The organism is Brevibacillus sp. HB1.4B (assembly GCF_013284285.1).
Lineage (GTDB): Bacteria > Bacillota > Bacilli > Brevibacillales > Brevibacillaceae > Brevibacillus > Brevibacillus porteri.
On record NZ_JABSUT010000005.1, the window covers coordinates 295,843 to 316,706 of the forward strand.

A 20,864-nucleotide genomic window follows, 5' to 3' on the forward strand; every position below is an offset into this window, starting at 1 on the left:
AACCAAGGGGAAATTCTGATATAGTTAGATACATCAAAATAATCTGAAAATACATGCAATTAATTCTCACGCATGTATGCCGAAAGGGGAGCTCAACATGAGACAAAAACAAGAACAGTGCCCGTACTGCCACGGCCAAGGGTATTTCCAACTGCTCCTGGGGGGCTCGGAGAATTGTCCTAACTGTGACGGAGCTGGTACACAGGAAGCTCAGAAGGAAGCTGTTTCTTTTCATCAATAGTGATTAAGGAACCTCGTATAGAAACCGTCGAAGCGAATGCATCGACGGTTTTTTCTGTCAGGCCATACACATACGATAGGGTTCTCTTATTGACCGATCCCTCGCCTTTTTGCTACACTTAATACCGAAAATAGCCCGTCTTTCCTGTATTTGCCGAAAAAGTGGCAAAAGGTGGAGAAGGTGGCAGGAGGTCTTTTTCGTCGATGAACTTGATGCAATTTATGGTATCCATTGTTCTGTTCTCCGTGCTAGGGTTTGGCATTGGGTTTATTTTAAACATGATTTTGAAAACAACATGGTTTCCAGTTGTGATCGGCGTGGGTGTAGTTGTAGGTGCGCTTGTCTATCAACAAATCGTTCCGGGAATATGGGATTCGCTCATTCTGGGTTGCGGCATGGCAGGTACAGTGGCGAGTGGCTGGACCATTCAAACGCTTCGCAAAAAAGGATATCGGATGTTTTAATCAAGTACAAGCAGGCCTTTGTTTCGGGCCTGTTTTTCTTTTGGTATTTTATTGGAAAAACATATAACTGACTGAATATTTCTGTAATCAACCAAAATTTGTGTATACTTTCCTCCTCGTCGGGACATGACTAGAAACGAGAGGAGGTTTACCAAGAAATGAATGGAAAGCAGTTCGTAAGTATCGTCGCGCTGTTCATCCTGGTCTTGACGGCCTTCGCAAGCGATGGATACAGCTATAATGTTGTGGGAGACCACGGAGTCTCATCCACTTTTGGAATCAAGGAAATGAAAGAGGGGCAACATGTCGTCAAAAAACGGACGGTATCAGCCAGTTCTCTTACTCAAGTGATTGATAAAGCGGATGTATTTCACGATCAATATCCAAAAGTACGTGTAGTTGCGACCGGCTACTATGCTGGATACGAGTCGACGGGCAAAAATCCATCTCACCCGTCCTATGGCATTACATATTCAGGTGTAAAAGTTCGTAGGGACGACTATTCCACGATTGCAGCTGATCTGCGCGTTTTCCCGCTGGGGACCATTTTGTACATCCCCGGTTATGGATATGGCGTTGTAGCTGACAAGGGTGGAGCGATTCGCGGCCATAAGATTGACCTGTATTTCGAGACCAAGCAGGACGTATTCTCGCAATGGGGGAAAAAATCGGTGGACGTGTATATCGTAAAAAAAGGCGAAGGCAAAGTAACGGAAGCTTTTTTGAATAGCTTGAATGAAAAAGGAATCGCAGCCATGGCGGAACCCGTCAGCGGCCAACAACAAACTGAATAGCAACTAACGAAAACAAATGGATGCCGCATCGGTGGCATGAAAGAAAAAAAGAAAAAACGTTCAAGGCACAGGCTTTGAACGTTTTTTTTGTCATTCTGTATGAATCAAGTCAACCAGCTTCTCCAGTCCTTCCAAAATGCGAGGAGAAGGGCGGCAATAAAGGCCCTCTTCCAACAAGTGGACCTGATTGTTTCGAATCGCAGTCATGTTCATCCACTCTGGGCGGTTTGTGATCATGTCAGGCTTGATTCGCTTCAGTTCAATTCCGCACCAGACGACACAAATATGATCGGGATCGCGTTCCATGACCATTTCTCGGGTAGCCTTGACGTTCGCGACAGGATAATCTGCAAAAATATTAGTGGCACCCGCAATCTCACTTACATCAGTCAGCCAGTTTTCCTGACCAGGTGTGTAGATAGGATTCGGCCACCATTCCCAGTACAGCTTCGGGCGTTGAGCGTACTTCGCGGCCTTTTGTCGGATGCTTTCAATGGTTTCGTCAAATTGAACCGCAAGCTGCTCGGCTTGCCTCTGTGTTCCTGTTGCCTCACCGACGAGTCGGATATCCTGAGCGATTTCTGCGATCCGGGAAGGGTTCAGGACGATATGAGGAATGTCTCTATCGCGCAGTGCCTCTATATTTTTCTCCATGCCAGGAACAGAGAGTGACGCTACGACCAGATCCGGTTGGAGGGCAGCGACCAGGTCCATATCGATTGTCAAATCGGGCCCAACCCGGGGGAGATGCTGCCACTCCAGCGGCCAGTCAGAGTGATCATCCAATCCGACGACATGCTCATGCAGGCCTAAATAATACAGGATTTCGGTATTGCTGGGACAGATGGAAACAATGCGCATGGGAGCCCTCCTTTAAAAAAACGGATGGAGCAATAACGCAATCATGACGCCTAACCAACCGCCGATCAAAACCTCGATCGGTTGATGACCGAGTAGTTCTTTCAGTTTTTTTGCTTTTTCCTGGCTAGGTCGTACTTTTAACGATTTCATTCCTTCTAACAGGTGGTTGAATTCATCGACCAGCTTATTTAAGACAACGGCTTGCATACCGGCATGGCGGCGGACACCTGCGGCATCAAACATCACGATTACGCCGAGAATAGCGGAAATAGCGAACATGTTGCTGCCGAAGCCTTCACGCAGTCCCACGGCTGTGGATAGTGCCGTCACCGCAGAAGAGTGGGAGCTGGGCATACCGCCTGTACTCATGAGTAGTGACCATTGCCACGTTTTCGTTGCAAAAAAATGGAGGGGAATTTTGATAAATTGGGCGATCCCTATGGCTAGCAGTGCTGCCCATAAGGGGAAGTTTTCAAAAAAATCCGCCACGGAAAATCCATTCCTTTCTACTGTGCGCTTATCTCTAGGATTATTGTAACAGAAGGGCGTTGTCTTAATCCGTGAAGTTTTTGTTTGGATGTAAAGTCATTGCCAATCTGTGTTACCATGAAGACGGAAGGTTCGAAACGGAGGCATGCATCCATGGGGTATCCCGAGCAGTATTTGCAGTTCATTGAAAAATTCAATGATGGAGAATACTACGAATGCCACGATCTGTTGGAAGACATCTGGATGGAAGATAAGTCAGACAAGTTTCTGCAAGGATTGCTGCAATTGTCAGTCGGACTGTATCACCAAGAGTACGGCAATATAAAAGGTGCTCGCTGGATGTTAGGCAATGCACGAAAGTATTTGACCCGTTACCAGCCAGTTCATTGGGGACTGGACGTAACAAGAGTTCTTCGTTACATAGATGAATGCGAGAAATTGTTGCCGGAAAAGGATGTCATTTCTTACACAGAGGCAAAAGCCATGACGTTTCCACCCTTGCGCTTATATGTCGACACATCATGTTAAACAAATGTGCCCATATAGTATCCTACCACACAGAAAGAGGGAAGAGTATATGAAAGTAGCAGTAGAAAAACGCATACAGCTTGTGAATATTGCGTGTGATGAACTGATTGTTCCGCTGTGGAAGGGTGAGGAGATTTCGCAAGTATACCCGGAATTGGACGAAGCTTTTGGAGGCAGTCTGAGTGGTTTGCAGCAGGACAAGGAAGTTACGGGTGAGGCAAAGGAAATTACGGTTGTTCACGGAATGAGCAACGTAGCTGCGAAAAAACTGTTGATCGTCGGGATGGGTGAACCAGGGAAATTTGATTTCGTCGCAGCCCGAAATGCATGGGGACGTGCAGCCAAAACGGTTGTGGGAAAAGGCAACGGCAAAACAGTAGTTATTGATTTGCCAACAACAGAGCATCTGAGTGCTGATCGTCTGGCGCAGGCAGTGACAGAAGCCTTTGGACTTGCCGAATACAATTACGAGGGCTATCGTCAAAAGGCAAAGCGTGAGTCTGACCCAATTGCGACGGTGCAAATTTTGTCAGCAGATGCCGATGCTTCATTGGTACAGGCAGGTGTTGCACGTGGTTCGGCGCTCGTATCCGGGACGAATCTGGCGCGCACGCTCGTCAATGAACCAGCTAACTACTTGACTCCACGCGCTTTGAAGGATGCGATGGTAGGGGTAGCAGAGCGCTATGGTATGACTGTGGAAGTAATGGAAAAAGCGAAGCTGGAAGAGCTGGGGATGGGCGGAGTGCTTTCTGTAGCACAAGGCAGCGAGCTTGAGCCTTACGTCGTGGCAGTCAAATATCAAGGAAGAGACACGTGGGAAGATGTCATTGGCCTGATCGGTAAAGGCGTGACATTTGATACAGGTGGAATTTCCATCAAGCCAGTAGCAGGCATGGAAGACATGAAGTCGGACATGGGTGGAGCGGCTTCGATGATCGGCGCATTGGAGGCACTGGGACAGATTAAACCAAAAGTAAACGTACTGGCTGTCGTCGGTACCGTGGAAAATATGCCATCCGGAACGGCATTCCGTCCAGGGGATGTCATCACGACCATGAGCGGCAAAACGGTAGAGATCATTACGACAGACGCAGAAGGTCGCCTCGTACTGGCTGATTGCATCACTTATGCAAAAGAGCAAGGTGTGTCTTGCTTGGTAGATGCCGCTACCTTGACAGGTGGTATCGTGGTCGCGCTCGGTCATTTCTGCTCTGGCGCCATGACTAATGATAAAGTACTGTTGGATGAACTGATGAAAGCAGCAGATGTGGCAGGTGAGCGTTTGTGGCAGCTCCCTACCTTCGATGAGTACCGCAGCCTGAACAAGAGCCGTTTTGCCGATTTGAAAAACTCGGGTGGACGTTATGGCCACGGTATCATCGGTGGTGTTTTCCTGCAAGAATTCGTTGGCGACACACCGTGGGTACATCTGGACATCGCGGGTACGGCGTACACAGCAAGTGCTGGCGACATGCAACCAGCGGGCGGTACCGGAGCGATGACGCGGACCATCGTTGAATTCGTTTCCAGTCGTAGTAAATAAGAGGTAGTTCAACTTCCAAATTCAAAATAAAAAGGAGTGTTTTCACATGGCTCAAAATCCAAGCAACGAAGCACGTCGTCAACTGCTGGAGGATGCAAAAACGATCGCAGTAGTGGGGCTGTCCAACAAGCCGGACCGTACCAGCTATATGGTATCGCAAGCCATGCAGAACGCGGGCTACACGATCATCCCGGTCAATCCTGTCATCGCGGGTGAAACGGTTTTGGGTGAAAAAGTATTGGGGAGCCTGACTGAGATTGATCAGCCAGTAGACATCGTCAATGTGTTCCGCCGCAGCGAAGACATGATGCCTGTTGCAGAGGAAGCATTGAAAATGCAGAACAAGCCAAAAGTGTTCTGGATGCAACAAGGCATTGCCAACGAAGACGCGGCTAAACTGGTTGCAGATCAAGGCATCGAGGTTGTGCAGGACATGTGCATCAAGGTAGATCACGCCCTTTTGCGGGTTGGAAAATAAGAGACTGACATTCGAGGGAGTGGAAACAACATGTTTATCAACCCAGCGGCAGATACCAAGCGCGATCGCATTCCACCGAATCAAAAACAGACGACAGGCTTTCCTGTCCTGCACTATGGAGAGGTTCCGGAATATACAGATCTGTCTACGGAGTGGAGTTTTCGCCTTTTCGGTCTCGTCGAAGAAGAAGTAACACTGGCCTACGAACAAATGATGGCTCTGCCAAAAGGCGGCACGACCAACGATATTCACTGCGTGACAGGCTGGAGCAAGCTGGACAATGAATGGGAAGGTATTCCCGTGGAGGAAGTTCTGAAGCTGGTGAAGGTGAAGCCGGAAGCGAAATACGTCATGCTGCACGCTGAGCACGGATGGACTGTGAATATTCCGCTGGTCGACTTCATGACAAATGGCAATCTGTTCGCCACGAAACATAACGGCGAGGATTTGACGCCTGAGCACGGATGGCCGCTGCGCTTCGTCGTCCCGCATCTCTACTTTTGGAAAAGCGCCAAGTGGGTGCGTGGGATTGAGTTTATGGAGAAAGATAAGCAAGGGTTTTGGGAGAAGAATGGGTACAATATGTATGGCGATCCTTGGAAAGAGCAGAGGTTTGCTTGGGATTGATTTGAGAAAAGAGGCGGTGATGATCCGCCTCTTTTTTGTTTTAAAGGATTTAATTTCACAAGCTACTCGTCGTCCTGGTCTATCTACGGCTTCACCATATGAGTTTATGACTATTTCAGAAAACAGGGTATGCATAATAAGTTTTTTGTGTTCGAGTTCAAGATGACCCCAGTTTTCTTTCATAGTACGTGCCATATCGATGACTTCTTGATTTGTTAGCTTAATTTGCACCACCTTCTAAAATGAAGATATGGGGAAAGCAAGGCGAGTGACGTCCCGCTGATACAGGTCACTACCTTGCCATTATGTAAGCTTTTTCGCACGTGGCTTGACAATTTGTCTTAAAAAAACGAGTGAGATCAAAAATAGATCAGCATCGAAAAATCCTCGCTATCTGTGCAGATGCGAGGATTTCCATTCATATCGTTATGCTATGCTAACTTAAATGTACCTGTAATTTCCTGAAGCTCCTGTGCCAATATATTTAGAGATTGGGTTGAAGCTGAAATTTCCTCCATTGTAGCCAACTGCTCCTCAGAGGAAGCGGCAACCAACTGTGAGTTCCCAGCTGTTTCTTTGGAAATCCGCTCAAACTCAGAAACAGTAGCAGAAATCTCTTCGGAACTGGCTGACATCTCTTCTGCCAAAGCTGATACCTCTTGAATTTGATCGGTGACGTCCTGGATTTTGTTTACTATTTTCTGGAATGATTCACCTGCCTCGTGGACGACGCTGATCCCAGATTGAACATTTTGGTTTACTTTACTCATCGTGCCTACGGCATGGTTCGTATTGTTTTGAATCTCGTGAACCAAGTGTGCAATCTGTTTTGCTGATTCCTCCGATTGTTCAGCAAGCTTTCTTACTTCATCAGCCACAACAGCAAAACCTCTTCCATTCTCTCCCGCTCTGGCAGCTTCAATCGCTGCGTTTAACGCCAATAAATTGGTCTGCGAGGCGATGCCGGTAATCACATCTACGATTTTGACAATCTCTTCAGAGCGTTCACCCAAGAATTTTATGACATTGGTTGAGGTATCTACAGCCTCCTTGATTGAGTCCATCTGCTCGACAGCTTCTCGAATCGAAGTATTCCCTTGTATCGCTTCCTCCGAAGCCTCTGTGGAGGAGACAGACACCGTATAGGCTGATTCTGCAATTTTTTGGATGCCTACTGCCATTTCTTCCACGGATCGCGCACTCTCCTCTGACCCGTGAAGCTGTTGCTCCGCGCCATTGGCTACTTCCTGAATCGCAGTTGTAACGACAGTAGTGGCTTCCGCTGTTTGTTCCGCGCTAGCTGCCAACTCTTCCGAGCTCCCTGCTAAGGAAAGGGCATTGTCGTTAATTTTGCTGACAACGGTACGCAGTCCAGCGATCATTTGATTAAAATCTTTGGTAAGTGTCCCAATTTCGTCCCTGGATTGATATTCTCCGAATACGGTAAGGTCGCCAGCTTGGGCCCGGCTCATCAGTTCCTGTATTTTTTTTACCGGTTTTGTAATCATATTGCTAATAACAACACCAATTACCGCTAGTAGAATAACAAACACGATGACAGCAACAAGCATGAAAGTAGCTTCAGTTTCGGCATTTTGCTTGTTTTCTGCATTGACCTTCCTTGTATCATCGCTCATGTAGTCCGAGAATTCCTTCATCACATCGAAGGTCTCTTGCTGCACAGCGTAGACTTTTGTTAGGTAATACTGATAGGCTTCCGCGTTCCTGTTGGTTGTAGCAAGTTCTATTGTTTTATTTCGTTCAGTAACGTAAGTGTCATACAATCCCTTGAATTTCTTGAACAGCTCGCTTTTCTTCTGATCGAAAGCGATGTTGTCCAGATCGGCTATTACTTTTGCATTATCATTTTTCACTTGTTCAATATTGTCTATTAATTCTTTATTCCTTTTCTGGTCTGTGGTAACCATTAGTTCCATAAAATAAGAGGCATTGGTCTGCATATTGGTGCGGATCTTGCTGATCGACTCGACAGCATAAAAGTTTTCGTTATACAACGTTTCCGAGCTTTCGGCCACATCTCTTGTGGAAATGTACCCAACCCCTCCGACTGCGATCAACATCATTAATGCTAGGACAATAAGCGTAAAGATTTTGTAATACAACTTCAAATTTCGAAAGAACATCCGCTCTCACCTTTCTTATGAAAATACGATATGCTTGTTGTTTTCCGCTATTTTTGAAACTTTAAACATTTTTCGTAGACTGCTAAACTCGATAACACCGACGGATAGAAGCAACGGCTGACCGAGGAGGGCATTTTTTTACCTGTTTAATGGTTACACAAGTATATGTACGGCGATCCCTGGAAAGAGCAGAGGTTTGCTTGGGATTGATTGAAAAAAAGTGGAGAGGCACTTTCCTTATTTTTAGGGAGGTGCCTTATCTTGTTTGTATATTCCATCACTTCAAAGGATTGAATCTTGCTCAAAGCTACATAGTCTTTTCGAGAGGAAAAAAAATTCTTTTTCATGGCCACTGATCATTTTTATAACAAACAATGCGTCATCATATTAATTTTCAAGCTATAGACTTCAGAATTAAAGATATGATTTTATCTTTTTACCGACAGTCTTGCTTTATTGAGGAAACGGATGACCCTGGAAGAGGAGTCAGGAGTCCAAAGAAGTAGTAAGGCAGACATGAAAAAAATATATATTGGAAATATTTACAATTAATTATATATGTGATAATTTATATATTGTAAAAAATACCAAAATATGGAGGTTTTACCGTTGAAAAAAATAGCTTCCTTATTTACTGCTATCGCTATTCTTGTATCTGTAGCTCCTATTTCTTCATTTGCTGCTCCCCAAAATGCTAGCACACAAGCTCTGAAAAATTATACTTTGGAAATTAAGACATCTGATGATCAAGATTCAGGCACTGACGCTAATATTAAAGTCACGATAAGAGGTTCAAAAGATTCTTTCACAAGAGAGATTAATGGTAGCTTTGAGCGAGGTGATCTTGAAACGTTTTACATTTCAGGAAAAGACGTTGGAGAAATTAGATCAGTTACTTTAATTCAAGATGATAATGGCCATAAGTCAGACTGGAAAGTTGAATATGTTATCCTGAATAATTTGAAAAAAACGGTGAATTCATGGGTGGGACTAAATGGAAATTCTGGTAGTCTGGACATTCCTTTAAGTTAAAATATTGGTCAAGCCCCTGTTGCTCAGCTATTAGTCTGGGCAACACTGCTGTAGTTACATTAGTAAATGTACGGTGACTCGCAGAAAGAGCAAAGGTTTGCTTGGGATTGATCATACAAGTTAGAGGGGCGGGAAACCGCCTCTTCATTTGTTTTATTAAATTCACATTCATGCCTCAACAGCAATATCATGATCAAGGGCATTTGCATAGTATGCACCACGTGCATTTTTTAGCCTTTATTGGTGTTTGGCGTGAAGCATTTCGATCAGGGAATGGCTGCCTGTATTCCTGTAAGAAAGGGTGAATCCAAATTGGCCTGCCCATTTTTTCAACCCTTAGTCGAATATAATACGGGAGGAACATCTCCTTCCAGCATTACTTCTGCAGATTTTAATGGAGACGGTTTAATAGACCTGGCTGTAGTGGATATTGGGTCCAACGATGTTTCTATTCTTGTCAACAATGGGTCCGGCGTGTTTTCCGTATCGCAAACGATACCGTTCAATACTTTGTTCCCTGGGTCTTTATTAGGGCAAATTGCAGCAGCAGATTTTAATGGAGATGGCTTCATTGATTTGGCTGTAACGGATCAAACTCCCAATGACCGAGTTTTTATCCTTTTGAATAACGGGGATGGCACTTTTGCTGCACCTGTAGCTTATAGTACAGGTGTGTTTCCTGCTGTTTCGCAATCTTTTGCAATTGCTACAGGTGACTTTGATGGTGTAAACGGTGTGGACTTAGCTATAGCAAATGTAGGCCAAATTACAGGAACTAGTTTCATTACTGTCTTGTTGAATAATGGATCAGGTGTATTTACCATGGCGCCAGGGAGTCCATTTGACACTAATCCTGGTTTGGCCCCTTTTGATATTGTAGCGGCTGACTTTAATGGAGATGGGAGACTTGATCTGGCCACTGCCAATCGAGACACGAATGATATAACTATATTTAGTGGGAATGGGAACGGTACGTTCCAAACTCCTGGAGTGAGTTTCTCTGTACTTCCAGGGGGATCATCCCCCATTAGCCTTGTAGCTGCTGATTTAAATGGTGATGGGTCTATCGATATTGCTGTCGGGAATATTGCTACGAGTAATGTAACCGTCTTTCTAAACGATGGATTCGGTTCTTTTACAGAAGCAGCAGGAAGTCCCTTTACCTTGGGCGCTAATGCATTTCCTTTTGATATAACAGCGGCTGACTTTAATTGTGATGGAGTCATTGATTTGGCTACCCCAAATGCGGGTTCCGATAACGTTTCTGTACTCATAAACAACGGGTCAGGAGGCTTCTCGACTCCCTTTCAGTTCCCTACAGGAGCAGGTCCTTTCAGCATTACAGTAGCTGATTTTAACGGAGACGGAAGAGTTGACATTGCTACTGCAAACGAGGATTCGAGCAATGTTTCTGTTTTGCTAAATGGCTGCGTTCAGCCACCAACCTGCCCGCCTGACATGGTTGTACCCTGCCCTATCGTAAACTATCCAACACCTGTTGCCACCTGCCCCGGAGTCACTGTTACCTGTTCTCCGCCTTCTGGCTCCCTTTTTCCAGTGGGAGACACTGTTGTCACCTGTACGGCACAAGATATATTTGGGAATACGGAAGTATGTTCATTTACTATCACGGTTATTGACGAGCCTCCAACCATCAATTGCCCTGAGGATATCACAGTCCCTGTTTTACCTGGGCAAACGTCCGCTACTGTTACCTATGAAGTCACTGCCACTGATACTTGTGGGGTAACCTCTATTACCTGTCATGGGATCACACGGTCCTTTTCTCCTCCTGCCCCAATTGCAGTTGCAACCTTTACCATGGACTTTCCTGTAGGAATGACGATGCTCACCTGCACAGCCAGAGATCAGTCAGGAAATATGGCCTCTTGTAGCTTTGTGGTTACCGTCACTTCTGGAGTCTCTAACAGTATTCAGCCAGAAATCATTCGAGTAAAAAAAGTGTATGATTGGGTAGTCTTTCAATCTAATTTTAGGCTCATACTGGATTTAAATCGTAGTCATGATGATCAAGGAAATCAAAAATGAACCCGTCTCCTTACAAGGGACGGGTTTTCTTAGTTGTTTATGGTTTAATGGATAAAGCTTCATTTCTTTAAGCGATATGGAACCGTAGCGATTTTTACATCTTGGCGGGCAAATAAATACGCGCGGATCAATAAACTTGTCTGGTTATGAAGTAAGTTATGCCACCAACGCTTGGTAATAAACTGCGGAATCATGACAGTAACATGATCCGTTTCTGCCTTTTTCCACTCAACGGTGTCAATAAACTTAAACAAAGGTCTTATGATACTGCGATAATGTGAACGCAGGACAATCAAACGTACTCCGGGATTCCAGAGATCCCATTTTTCTTCCATTTTCTTCATGTCTTCATCACTGAACCCGACGTAGACAGCGATAATATCATCTGACAATGATTGCGCATAACTAATGGTGTTTTTCACCACCTGCGAAATCCCTGCCACAGGAATAACGATTACACTCCCTTTGGGTTCGGGTTTGTCTGTTTCCATATCAAGTCGTAACTCATTTGCTAAATCTCTATAATGCTGATTGATCTTCCTAAAGATGAAAATGACGATAGGAAGGAAAATAAAAATCGGCCAAACCTGAGAGAGTTTTGTAATCAAAAAGATGAGGCAAATGGTAAGGGTCGTTAGCATTCCTAACGTATTGATAACAAAAGGTAGTAGCCACCCTGGGGGCTTTTTGGAAATCCAGCGTTTCATCATTCCGGCTTGAGACAAGGTAAACGGGATAAAAACCCCAAGGGCATATAAAGGGATTAAGTTTTCCGTTTCTCCTTTAAAAGCAATCACTAATAGTGCTGAAAGAATAGCCAAGAAAATAATTCCGTTTGAAAACCCAAGACGATCTCCCCGAACCATGAACATGTTTGGCATAAATCTGTCTTTGGCTAACATAAAGGCGAGTAAAGGAAAGGCTGCAAAAGCAGTATTAGCAGCCAGGAATAAAATAAGGGCTGTAACAGCCTGAATCGAGTAATACACGATTCCTCGTCCAAAAACAGCAGAAGCAATTTGAGATACCACCGTTTCCTTTGGATTCGGTGAAATACCAAACAAATAAGCCAACAGGCTAATGCCCATGAACATAACACCGAGGATAAGCCCCATTATGATAAGCGTTAATGCTGCATTTTTCGGTGCTGGGTCCCTGAAGTTGGGAATTGCATTGGATACGGCTTCTACCCCTGTTAATGCCGAACACCCTGAACTAAACGCTCTCAATAGCAGGAATAAAGTTATTCCCGGAACAACTGTCCCATATTCTGGGGGATGGGCTTGAACATTTCCAGCCAACCATTGAAAACCGCCGCCAATAATTAAGACGAGGATAGCGACAACAAACAAATAAACAGGGTACATTAAAATCGTTGCCGATTCTGTTATTCCACGTAAATTTAATATCGTAACGATTGCAATCATGAACAAGGCAAGTAGAACGCGATGTTCATGTAGCACTGGAAATGCCGAGGTAATAGCGTCTGTAGAAGCAGACGTACTAACAGCAACCGTTAGAATGTAGTCCACGAGCAAAGAGCCACCTGCAACCAGTCCAGTAGTAGTTCCTAAATTGTCCTTTGCGACAATGTATGCTCCACCACCTGTTGTATAAGCAAAGATGGTTTGACGGTAAGACAAAATGAGTATGGTTAAAAGACCAACAACCGCAATGGAGATGGGGATAGAGTACCACATCGCTACTGCACCCAAAGTAATTAACACGAGAAGAATCTGTTCTGTACCGTAAGCGACAGAAGAAAGAGCATCAGATGAAAGAACCGCCAAAGCCTTTACTTTATTTAACTTTTCTTCGGCAAGTTCACTTGATTTCATAGGTCTACCGAGTAAAAATCGCTTGAATTCTGAGATCATGTGTATTCCCCTATCTGACATTTCTCGTTAGTTTTCCCACAGCTACAAAAAAATGAGTCCATTTCTTTGTTTCCCATGGATTGGCAACTATGTAAGTAGGTAGGCTAAAAAAAACGGGTTCTTGTCCTTTAGCTTCATGCTTTTGGACAAAACCCGTTGCAATCATGTAATGGGAGCCTTTTACAGGAATGACTCCTCGGAACAAGTCATTCACAGAATACGTTGAAACAATCGAAAATCGGGTGGACTGCACCCTGCCATACGGTAAAGTCTCAGATAACTGTACGCGTATTTATAAAAATGGCCATGTCTGCTTTCAGCTAACGCCTGTTCCCAGTAAGAAGGTTCTAATGGATTCAACTCGTTTGCCGTAACTGCCGACTCAGATTCAACCCGATTTTCCTCGAGTGTATTTGCATAAGCCAAGAGGTTGATTCTTGCGTAAAAGGCCGGATCGAGATTGTCGTGTACATCATGGCGATAAGCTTGTTTCATTTCTACAATGGCGTGACCATGCGTAAGGATATGCCCCAACTGCATATCGCCTTTCTCCATTTGCACCGGTCTCTGAAAGTTATGGAGTAAGTCAAGCACAGTCTCCGGAGTCAGCTGCAATCTTACACCAGTATAAGGTACGCCGTCAGGATCAATGACGATATTCTCTCCATTCACAGTAACAAAACCAGGACCTGATGCTTGGAAACTACCAACAATTTTCCCCATGGCATCAAACAATTCGGCAGTTGCCGGAATAGCGGAACGAGAGAGCATGCTCAGCAAATAGAACGTGTAAATCACGTCATGACCAAGCGCATGGCATGTTTGGTTCTTTTGGACAAGCAGTCTCATCATTTGAGCAGGAAAGTCCTCGTATTCGTTGTTTGCCCGATACTGCTGTTCGTTTGCATGTTCTTCCACAATTTTATCAAGATTTTTACGAATCAACCCTTCTAACTTGGCAGGTACAAGTTTTTCTTCCAAGAGTTCAGTCAAGGCGATAACTGCACACGCCCAATGTCCTTCCCACATATTGCTTTGTGACGATTCGATCATTTTTTGGCAAGCCCATTTCCTATAGAAATCGATATCCAAATCAATCACCTCTCAATCTGATAGAGCTTATTCTTTAAAAGAAGGAACCTGAATACATGATGATAGAATAATACAAATACCATAATGTCAAAACTAAAAATTGACATGACACCAACTAGATGAGAGGTGTTCCTTGATGACAACAAGTAAAACGAATCCTAAGGTTGATGAATTTTTAAGCAAGGCGAAAACGTGGAAGGCTGAATACGAGAAGTTGAGAAGTATTGTCCTTGACTGTGAGCTGACTGAAGATTTTAAGTGGATGCATCCTTGTTACACGTTTGAGAAAAAAAACATTGTTTTAATACATGGATTTAAAGAATATTGTGCGCTACTGTTTCAAAAAGGTGCCTTGTTAAAAGATCCAAATGGGATTCTCATTCAACAAACGGAGAATGTACAGGCCGCGCGCCAAATCCGGTTCACCAATGTGGACGAAATCATGGAAATGGAAGCTATTTTGAAGGCCTATGTTCAGGAAGCCATTGAAGTTGAAAAAGCTGGCTTGGAAGTGAGCCTGAAAAAGCATGAAGAATACATCATTCCTGAAGAATTGCAAATGAAAATGGATGAAATCCCTACCTTGAAAACTGCTTTTGAAGCATTGACTCCGGGACGGCAAAGAGCCTACATTCTTCATTTTTCAGCACCCAAACAAGCCAAAACGCGAGAATCAAGGGTTGAAAAATGCATGCAGCAAATTCTCGATGGAAAGGGATTAAATGATTAGTATATTTGATGAGGAAATGGTGAAGAAGAGGCGGGAGAACCGCCTCTTTTTTGTTTTTGTATTCGTTTCATTCCTCTATCAGGAATAGTATACTTTTTCTATTTTATATAATGTCTGCTCGATGGTTGGGCAGAGATCGGCATCTCCTTTGTAAAATTTCAAACGAAAGTACAAGCTCTTCAAAAAATTCTTTCTATTGATTTTTTGTTTAAAGGCAGGCAGAAATTCGGAACTCTTATCTACATCTCCAAAACTTTGAATCCATTGCTCTACATAACTCTGGCTAAGCATTTTTCTATTCAGAATACTAACAATGGCTGTTACCATTCTCTCATCTTCCCCATCGGAGTAAATTCGATCGGTTATGGTCATCTTTTCGTAAACCAAATCGAGGATGGTGATGAGGTCACTTTTATCCAACTCGGAACATTGAGCTAAATCATCTAATGCATCCGCTGCATGGGCTATGGCATGAGCCCAACCTTTTTCTTCATCATATCCTCGGTAATCTCGCTCTTCACGTACGTTGAAAAATACTTTCTCTTTTATCGCATGGATGTTCTCTCTGGAGAGAAAGGGTGATTCTCTATGCCGCATGAGGAGTAGGGGGATGACTAGCATAGAGAAAGAGCGGGTAAAGACAGAGTCTGTATTTGTTTCACCAAGCTTAAAAAGCAAATGGTTTTTATCTAGAATGATTGGTATCAGTTGTTCTAGTTCATTTGCAGTTAGAGAATTACCAGGAATCCAATGTGATAAGGTTGTATAAATGAGGTCATCACGTAATGTGGCATCCAAAGAACCAATTTCATTCATCATTTCTACTACGAATTGAAATGTATCGGATGGTGTTTGGTAGCCATTTTCTTTTATGAATATTAGCTTTTCTTTTACATTCATTTTACATGCTCCCACTCTTTATTCTTCGAACTGACTTTGTGGCTTTACTTAGTGATTATTGTCATTTTAGATTTCGACATAAATAGGTTATCAACCTCCAAAACATGAGCAGTTCTGACTGTGGTGGGGTGAGATGTAGCAGTACGAGCACGCACAGAGATCCTAGGATACTCACCTTTTGCAAAAAAAATAAGAAGAGGACCGAACCTTTTTCCGAAAGAGAGACAATATAGTGTGTAAGCTTACTCAGGAGGGCCCTCTGAATGGAAAATGAAGAGATGTATCAATTACTTATAAAAATGAAAGAGGGTGATGAACAGGCATTTCATACGATGTATGATGCTACCTTTCAGGACGTATACCGGACCGTCTCCTTTCTGGTGGATCAAAAGCAGGATCGGGAAGATGTTATGAATGAAATCTATATGCAAATGTGGACCTCACTTGCTAATTACGATACGAACCGTCCTTTCCAGTTCTGGCTGCATGGCCTGGTAATCCGTCAAGTGCAGAGATTTCGGGTCAAGAGCTGGAGGAGATTCCGCATTTTTGAGCGGATCCGTTCCTTCTCCCGGGAAGAGTCTTATTGGGATGAACATACTGCGTTGATGGATGGGAGGAACCAACTGATATCCCAGTCCATACGAAAACTGACCGACAAACAGCGGACAGTGATTATCTTCCGCTTTTATCACGACTATACTCTTGAGGAAATTGCGACGTTGCTGGATATTCCGTTGGGTACAGTCAAGTCCAGATATCATGCTGGCCTCCAGGCGCTTAGAAAAGACTTCGGGAATCTCCCCCTGGAAAGGATGGAAAAGATCAATGACTATTGAACATAAAATCCGTGAACATCTGCACGAAGAGGCAGAAACGATGGAGTGCCCGCCGGCCATTTCCAAACGTATAGAACAATCCTATTCTCACTATTTGCAACGAAAAAGGAGCGAAATAACGATGAAAAAACGTTTAATTGGTGGATTAGTTGCTGCTGCGATTTTGATTCCAACCGCTGCATTTGCGGCCCCTGTGGTGATTGACATGCTTACTCGAGCACCAATGACTTCTGAACAAGTCAAGCTTGATGAGGTTGGCAAGGCAGCACTTGAAAAGTTGTACAGCGCAATTCCCGAAGCAAAATCGTTTGAGATTATCGATGCGAGCTACCTTGGAGACTCCAGTGATTCAACCAAAAAGGTCCAACTAAGCATCGTCCTGCAGGAAAAAGGAGGAACTGGCAAAAAGCTTACTCTTCATACAAACGGTATTACGGGTGAGATTCAAGACCTGACTCAAGAGAATTGGGAGCCTAAGGAGAAGGCGCTCATTACTTTACCGGATCAGGAAATCCAGGCAAAGGTAGATCAGCTCATTGATAAATTGTATGGCAACATCAAAGATTACGAGGTTGCCATGGAGCAAATGGACAATCCAGATCAAAAAACATTTATCTTGAATTACACCAAGAAGGGATCAGAAGGATTTGAAGGAGGGGGTTACCAAGCATTTGTTCAAGGTAATACCATTAGTCTTTCTCCGGTAGCTCCTGCACCATCAAACAAGGAAGTAGAAGGTTATTTTTCTAGAGATGGTAAACCTGATTATACTGCTGATAACTTCTTAAACGATGAAAAACTGTTTTCTTTACTAAAAATGAGCCCGACAGAGTTAAAAGAAGAAATAGCAAAAGGGAAATCTGTTGTAGAGGTTGCAGCATCTAAAAATATCTCGAAACAACAAGTAATTGATGTGATCGCAAAAACACAGGCTGAAAGACAACTTCAAGATGGAAAAAATAAAGTAACAATCAGCGATGATTTACTGAAACAAATGATGAAAGCAGTTGAGCGAAAAGTCCTACGCGTCATTGAACACAAAACGGAAACAGAATGGTAGAAATAACAAGGCAAGGTCGAGGAAAAAGAGGCGGGAAACCGTCTCTTTTTTCGTTTCAAATGAAAGGAATTCTGCTTAGAATAAGTCCTCATAACAGATGATTTGCAATAGCCGATGTAAATCTGCTTCTTTATCTTTTGCAAAATATGTATATTGATATAGAGTTAACAAAGAATGGAAAAACATGAATGTGATCAAATCCGCAATGATCCGATGAAATCAATGGGAATAGATAGAGGAGGAACATGTGTATGAAGCAAAGGAGTACAAAAGGATTTTGGAAACGATTGTCGATTCTCTTGCTTTTATCCTTACTCGTACTAGGCAATATTGCAGATGAGAGTACACTGGTACAGGCAGCTGAACAAAAATCAGAAAAGATTCTTTCAGAACAAGAGGCTATTGAATACGCCAAGAAATGGGTGACTATCCCCGAAGGTTATGAGTATGGCTATGGGAACTACTACGAACCGTATGAAGACTATATACCCTATGCGGGGTGGTCCCTTATTTGGAATAAATCAGATCAATCAAGTATCATGTATGTAATTCATCCTGTCTCAGGGAATCTGTTGAGATATCAATACCATGGCGAGCACAGCGAAGCCCCTGGCCCTGCTACAGCGAATAGAAAGCAAATCGCTCTTGAGGGAGTAATGAAGTTTCTCACAAAAGTCATTCCTCTAGAGGAACGAGCGAAGCTAACATTGCTAGAAGAAGGCGATTTCGAGAGCAACAATTCGGAAACGTACTATTTTAAATTTCAGAGAGTAGAGAATGGTATTCCTTTTAAGGACAATGGGATCACTGTAACCATGCGAGGAGACGGAAAGGTTCTGCGATTCAATCGATTATGGTATGAGGGGGAGTTGCCTGACGCAAGCCAAATCATATCGGAAAAGGAAGCGCGCGAGCTGTTGGAACAAAAAACGGAGCCAACCATGTATTATAAGAGTTTTTCTAGTGGAGATCATGAGGAGAAATACATGTTGGTCTACGATTACCTACCAACCGATCCGCAAATGGTAGATGCGATCTCAGGCGTGATGATCGATGGCAAAGGGGCGGTGGCGAAACCAAAGCAACCGATCAAGATTTTGAAGGAAATGCCCTCTGCTTCAGCTCCAAAGGCGGGGAGTCAGAAAGACGGAGGTTTTACCCGTGAGCAAGCGGAGGCAAGCGCAATCCATCTCCTGCAAACGACGCTCCGTGATCAGTTGGCAGATATTTATATGCTTGATCCACAGCCGTATGATGGAGGTCTGAGGGGGAAGGAGACGAATTGGCGGGACTATAAAGTGCATTTTGGATGGTTGAAAAATGGTCTTTTGATTAAGAACGCAAGATTTGAAGTATCTGTCAACCCGTACTCAGGCAACAGTAATATAGGGGATGACGAGCTTCCCTCGCCCGTTATTCTCGACAATAACATGCAGAGAGTAGACCTCGCCTTTGCGAAAAAAACGGAGCAAGCCGCAAAAAAATCGCTCGAACTCTACTACTTGCTACCGGATAAAGACTTTAACGAGGTAGAGGAACCAAAACCGCGGCTTGTTTACCGCCTCAGCGGAGATAAAGGATTTGTCGACGCACACACAGGAAAATGGATCAGTTTTTTAAAACGTGAAGAAAGCAAATGAGCAATCGCGAATGAAAAAAACGGCTGTCAGTGGTTAGTCTTACAACTAACCTTCTGCCAGCCGTTTTTTCTATTTTGCCTACTGAGTGATTCCCAGCATTTGATTCATATCTTCTTGGGCATCACCAATCAATTGGATATGGAACAAGTCTTGTAGTACTTGCAGAACACCGGGCTGAATGAACTCAGGCAATTTTGGGCCAATCCGTATATCTTGTATCCCCAGGCTAAACAGACCGAGCAGGATGGCAACCGCTTTTTGTTCAAACCAGGAAAGAACGATACTTACCGGCAGCTCGTTCACTTCACATTCGAAGGCATCGGCTAATGCAGCTGCAATCGTAATGGTAGAAACCGAGTTATTGCACTGTCCCAAATCGATATACCTTGGGATGTCGGTACCTGGCACGATGCCGAAATCTACATCGTTAAAACGGAATTTTCCGCAGGAGGTAGTAAGAATGACTGCTTCTGGCGGTAAGGACGTAGCCAATTCACGATAATACTCGCCTCCCTTGCCAGGAGCGTCACAACCAGCGATGACGAAGAAGCGTTTGATCTTTCCTTCCTTGACTGCCTGAATGATTTCAGGGGCGATGCCGAGGACCGTTTTGTGATGATACCCGGTCGTCAATGTCAGTTCCGATTCGATGGAAGCCTCAGGAAGAGACAATGCTTTTTCAATGAGTGGCGCAAAATCGTTATCTACAATTTTCGTCACGTTCTCCAATCCGGTTATATCATACGAAAAGAAACGATCGGCGTAGCTGCCTCGAATGGGCATCACACAGTTTGTTGTAGCGAGTATGGCACCTGGAAATTTCTCGAACAATTGACGTTGATCGTACCATGCTTTCCCGATGTTACCTTTCAAATGAGGATATTTCTTCAGTTCGGGATAGCCATGTGCAGGCAGCATTTCGGAATGCGTATACACATTGATTCCTTTACCTTCTGTCTGTTTTAACAGCTCTTCGAGAGCAAACAGATTGTGCCCCGTAACAATGACACACTTTCCTTCTATTTTATTTTGCGAGACTGTGATTGGCTGCGGGACTCCGAAATGATCCGTATGAGCCCGATCCAAAAGCTCCATGACTTTGATGGCGGCTTTGCCTACTTTCATGGCCATTTGCAAATGTTCATCCAAGTTAAAATTCACATTCGTCAATGTAAAATAGAGAGCTTCCTGTGTAATCCCATCTACTTCAGGATCGATATAGCCTAGTTGACGAGCATGTGTTGCATAAGCGGCAATTCCTTTTAAAGCAAAAATAATGGTATCCTGAATACTCGCAAGATCTTCATTCTTTCCACAAACGCCGATGACCTTACAACCACCTGATGGAGTCTGTTCACATTGATAACAAAACATGTATAATCCACTCCTTCGATTCAAGATTTCGCTTTGATTATAAGCGGATTGCCTGGAAGGAGGCTGTGATTAAAATCACAACGGGAAAAAACATTGCCT

At 43.8% G+C, this 20,864-nt stretch carries 20 protein-coding genes; 13 read left to right on the forward strand and 7 right to left on the reverse strand.

Going from position 1 to position 20,864, the window contains the following annotated elements; genetic code table 11:
* Positions 1 to 97: 97 nt before the first annotated feature.
* The 3 genes from HP398_RS14810 (at position 98) to HP398_RS14820 (ending at position 1,499) form a co-directional block, all read left to right on the forward strand.
* Complete coding sequence (locus tag HP398_RS14810) at positions 98 to 241, forward strand: YuiA family protein (protein ID WP_238144523.1); 144 nt, start codon at positions 98 to 100, stop codon at positions 239 to 241.
* A 203-nt stretch (positions 242 to 444) separates the two neighbouring features.
* Entirely contained in the window at positions 445 to 705 is a 261-nt protein-coding gene (locus HP398_RS14815) for a YuiB family protein (protein WP_017251331.1), read from the forward strand.
* Between the two features lie 158 nt (positions 706 to 863).
* Positions 864 to 1,499 (forward strand): 3D domain-containing protein, encoded by a 636-nt coding sequence (locus tag HP398_RS14820; protein WP_017251330.1) that lies wholly within the window; start codon positions 864 to 866, stop codon positions 1,497 to 1,499.
* Positions 1,500 to 1,589: 90 nt separating this feature from the next.
* Here HP398_RS14820 and HP398_RS14825 read toward each other — a convergent pair whose 3' ends face one another.
* Both HP398_RS14825 and HP398_RS14830 read right to left on the reverse strand, forming a co-directional pair.
* Entirely contained in the window at positions 1,590 to 2,360 is a 771-nt protein-coding gene (locus HP398_RS14825) for a cobalamin-binding protein (protein WP_173622960.1), read from the reverse strand.
* A gap of 12 nt (positions 2,361 to 2,372) precedes the next feature.
* Positions 2,373 to 2,849 carry a divergent PAP2 family protein gene (locus tag HP398_RS14830; protein WP_015892987.1) on the reverse strand — a complete coding sequence of 159 codons (477 nt, stop codon included), beginning with the start codon at positions 2,847 to 2,849 and terminating at the stop codon, positions 2,373 to 2,375.
* A 153-nt stretch (positions 2,850 to 3,002) separates the two neighbouring features.
* Between HP398_RS14830 and HP398_RS14835 the strand changes: the two genes are divergently transcribed.
* The 4 genes from HP398_RS14835 to HP398_RS14850 are packed head-to-tail and all read left to right on the forward strand — an operon-like array spanning position 3,003 to position 6,028.
* Positions 3,003 to 3,377 carry a DUF309 domain-containing protein gene (locus tag HP398_RS14835; RefSeq protein WP_017251328.1) on the forward strand — a complete coding sequence of 125 codons (375 nt, stop codon included), beginning with the start codon at positions 3,003 to 3,005 and terminating at the stop codon, positions 3,375 to 3,377.
* 49 nt (positions 3,378 to 3,426) lie between these two features.
* The gene (locus HP398_RS14840) at positions 3,427 to 4,923 is read left to right on the forward strand and encodes a leucyl aminopeptidase (RefSeq protein ID WP_173622961.1); all 1,497 of its coding nucleotides are present in this window, start codon (positions 3,427 to 3,429) and stop codon (positions 4,921 to 4,923) included.
* Positions 4,924 to 4,969: 46 nt separating this feature from the next.
* Positions 4,970 to 5,401 carry a CoA-binding protein gene (locus tag HP398_RS14845; protein ID WP_017251326.1) on the forward strand — a complete coding sequence of 144 codons (432 nt, stop codon included), beginning with the start codon at positions 4,970 to 4,972 and terminating at the stop codon, positions 5,399 to 5,401.
* A 30-nt stretch (positions 5,402 to 5,431) separates the two neighbouring features.
* Entirely contained in the window at positions 5,432 to 6,028 is a 597-nt protein-coding gene (locus tag HP398_RS14850) for a sulfite oxidase-like oxidoreductase (RefSeq protein WP_017251325.1), read from the forward strand.
* A 431-nt stretch (positions 6,029 to 6,459) separates the two neighbouring features.
* Here the strand turns inward: HP398_RS14850 and HP398_RS14855 are convergent, their stop codons facing one another.
* Positions 6,460 to 8,172, reverse strand: coding sequence for a methyl-accepting chemotaxis protein (locus HP398_RS14855; protein WP_173622962.1), 1,713 nt, complete (start codon positions 8,170 to 8,172; stop codon positions 6,460 to 6,462).
* Positions 8,173 to 8,781: 609 nt separating this feature from the next.
* On the opposite strand from HP398_RS14855, the gene HP398_RS14860 reads away from it, so the two are divergent.
* Both HP398_RS14860 and HP398_RS14865 read left to right on the forward strand, forming a co-directional pair.
* Complete coding sequence (locus tag HP398_RS14860) at positions 8,782 to 9,204, forward strand: PLAT/LH2 domain-containing protein (RefSeq protein ID WP_017251320.1); 423 nt, start codon at positions 8,782 to 8,784, stop codon at positions 9,202 to 9,204.
* A gap of 243 nt (positions 9,205 to 9,447) precedes the next feature.
* A complete protein-coding gene (locus HP398_RS14865; protein WP_371736746.1) occupies positions 9,448 to 11,253 on the forward strand; it encodes an FG-GAP-like repeat-containing protein in 1,806 nt (601 codons plus the stop codon).
* 59 nt (positions 11,254 to 11,312) lie between these two features.
* On the opposite strand, the gene HP398_RS14870 is transcribed toward HP398_RS14865, so the two are convergent.
* Positions 11,313 to 13,130: an APC family permease gene (locus HP398_RS14870; protein WP_017251318.1), complete on the reverse strand. Its 1,818-nt coding sequence runs from the start codon at positions 13,128 to 13,130 to the stop codon at positions 11,313 to 11,315.
* A 210-nt stretch (positions 13,131 to 13,340) separates the two neighbouring features.
* Positions 13,341 to 14,183 (reverse strand): hypothetical protein, encoded by an 843-nt coding sequence (locus HP398_RS14875; protein ID WP_254476116.1) that lies wholly within the window; start codon positions 14,181 to 14,183, stop codon positions 13,341 to 13,343.
* Between the two features lie 175 nt (positions 14,184 to 14,358).
* Between HP398_RS14875 and HP398_RS14880 the strand changes: the two genes are divergently transcribed.
* A complete protein-coding gene (locus tag HP398_RS14880) occupies positions 14,359 to 14,952 on the forward strand; it encodes a YdeI/OmpD-associated family protein (protein WP_173622964.1) in 594 nt (197 codons plus the stop codon).
* Positions 14,953 to 15,030: 78 nt separating this feature from the next.
* On the opposite strand, the gene HP398_RS14885 is transcribed toward HP398_RS14880, so the two are convergent.
* Positions 15,031 to 15,852: a DUF2785 domain-containing protein gene (locus tag HP398_RS14885; protein WP_017251314.1), complete on the reverse strand. Its 822-nt coding sequence runs from the start codon at positions 15,850 to 15,852 to the stop codon at positions 15,031 to 15,033.
* A 263-nt stretch (positions 15,853 to 16,115) separates the two neighbouring features.
* Here HP398_RS14885 and HP398_RS14890 point away from each other — a divergent pair, with 263 nt between their 5' ends.
* The 3 genes from HP398_RS14890 to HP398_RS14900 all read left to right on the forward strand — a co-directional run bounded on the left by HP398_RS14890 (position 16,116) and on the right by HP398_RS14900 (position 19,391).
* The gene (locus HP398_RS14890; RefSeq protein ID WP_017251313.1) at positions 16,116 to 16,691 is read left to right on the forward strand and encodes a sigma-70 family RNA polymerase sigma factor; all 576 of its coding nucleotides are present in this window, start codon (positions 16,116 to 16,118) and stop codon (positions 16,689 to 16,691) included.
* Positions 16,681 to 17,751 carry a hypothetical protein gene (locus HP398_RS14895; protein ID WP_173622965.1) on the forward strand — a complete coding sequence of 357 codons (1,071 nt, stop codon included), beginning with the start codon at positions 16,681 to 16,683 and terminating at the stop codon, positions 17,749 to 17,751. The genes HP398_RS14890 and HP398_RS14895 overlap by 11 nt, the downstream gene beginning before the upstream one ends.
* Before the next feature lie 251 nt (positions 17,752 to 18,002).
* A complete protein-coding gene (locus HP398_RS14900) occupies positions 18,003 to 19,391 on the forward strand; it encodes a YcdB/YcdC domain-containing protein (RefSeq protein WP_173622966.1) in 1,389 nt (462 codons plus the stop codon).
* 78 nt (positions 19,392 to 19,469) lie between these two features.
* On the opposite strand, the gene hcp is transcribed toward HP398_RS14900, so the two are convergent.
* The gene (gene hcp / locus HP398_RS14905) at positions 19,470 to 20,765 is read right to left on the reverse strand and encodes a hydroxylamine reductase (RefSeq protein ID WP_173622967.1); all 1,296 of its coding nucleotides are present in this window, start codon (positions 20,763 to 20,765) and stop codon (positions 19,470 to 19,472) included.
* Between the last annotated feature and the right edge of the window lie 99 nt (positions 20,766 to 20,864).

Bases quoted from the DNA above. Each gene is read 5' to 3' on its own strand.
- HP398_RS14810 (WP_238144523.1), top strand. From the start codon at position 98: ATGAGACAAAAACAAGAACAGTGCCCGTACTGCCACGGCCAAGGGTAT.
- HP398_RS14815 (WP_017251331.1), top strand. From the start codon at position 445: ATGAACTTGATGCAATTTATGGTATCCATTGTTCTGTTCTCCGTGCTA.
- HP398_RS14820 (WP_017251330.1), top strand. From the start codon at position 864: ATGAATGGAAAGCAGTTCGTAAGTATCGTCGCGCTGTTCATCCTGGTC.
- HP398_RS14825 (WP_173622960.1), bottom strand. From the start codon at position 2,360: ATGCGCATTGTTTCCATCTGTCCCAGCAATACCGAAATCCTGTATTAT.
- HP398_RS14835 (WP_017251328.1), top strand. From the start codon at position 3,003: ATGGGGTATCCCGAGCAGTATTTGCAGTTCATTGAAAAATTCAATGAT.
- HP398_RS14840 (WP_173622961.1), top strand. From the start codon at position 3,427: ATGAAAGTAGCAGTAGAAAAACGCATACAGCTTGTGAATATTGCGTGT.
- HP398_RS14845 (WP_017251326.1), top strand. From the start codon at position 4,970: ATGGCTCAAAATCCAAGCAACGAAGCACGTCGTCAACTGCTGGAGGAT.
- HP398_RS14850 (WP_017251325.1), top strand. From the start codon at position 5,432: ATGTTTATCAACCCAGCGGCAGATACCAAGCGCGATCGCATTCCACCG.
- HP398_RS14855 (WP_173622962.1), bottom strand. From the start codon at position 8,172: ATGTTCTTTCGAAATTTGAAGTTGTATTACAAAATCTTTACGCTTATT.
- HP398_RS14870 (WP_017251318.1), bottom strand. From the start codon at position 13,130: ATGATCTCAGAATTCAAGCGATTTTTACTCGGTAGACCTATGAAATCA.
- HP398_RS14875 (WP_254476116.1), bottom strand. From the start codon at position 14,183: ATGATCGAATCGTCACAAAGCAATATGTGGGAAGGACATTGGGCGTGT.
- HP398_RS14880 (WP_173622964.1), top strand. From the start codon at position 14,359: ATGACAACAAGTAAAACGAATCCTAAGGTTGATGAATTTTTAAGCAAG.
- HP398_RS14885 (WP_017251314.1), bottom strand. From the start codon at position 15,852: ATGAATGTAAAAGAAAAGCTAATATTCATAAAAGAAAATGGCTACCAA.
- HP398_RS14890 (WP_017251313.1), top strand. From the start codon at position 16,116: ATGGAAAATGAAGAGATGTATCAATTACTTATAAAAATGAAAGAGGGT.
- HP398_RS14895 (WP_173622965.1), top strand. From the start codon at position 16,681: ATGACTATTGAACATAAAATCCGTGAACATCTGCACGAAGAGGCAGAA.
- HP398_RS14900 (WP_173622966.1), top strand. From the start codon at position 18,003: ATGAAGCAAAGGAGTACAAAAGGATTTTGGAAACGATTGTCGATTCTC.
- hcp (WP_173622967.1), bottom strand. From the start codon at position 20,765: ATGTTTTGTTATCAATGTGAACAGACTCCATCAGGTGGTTGTAAGGTC.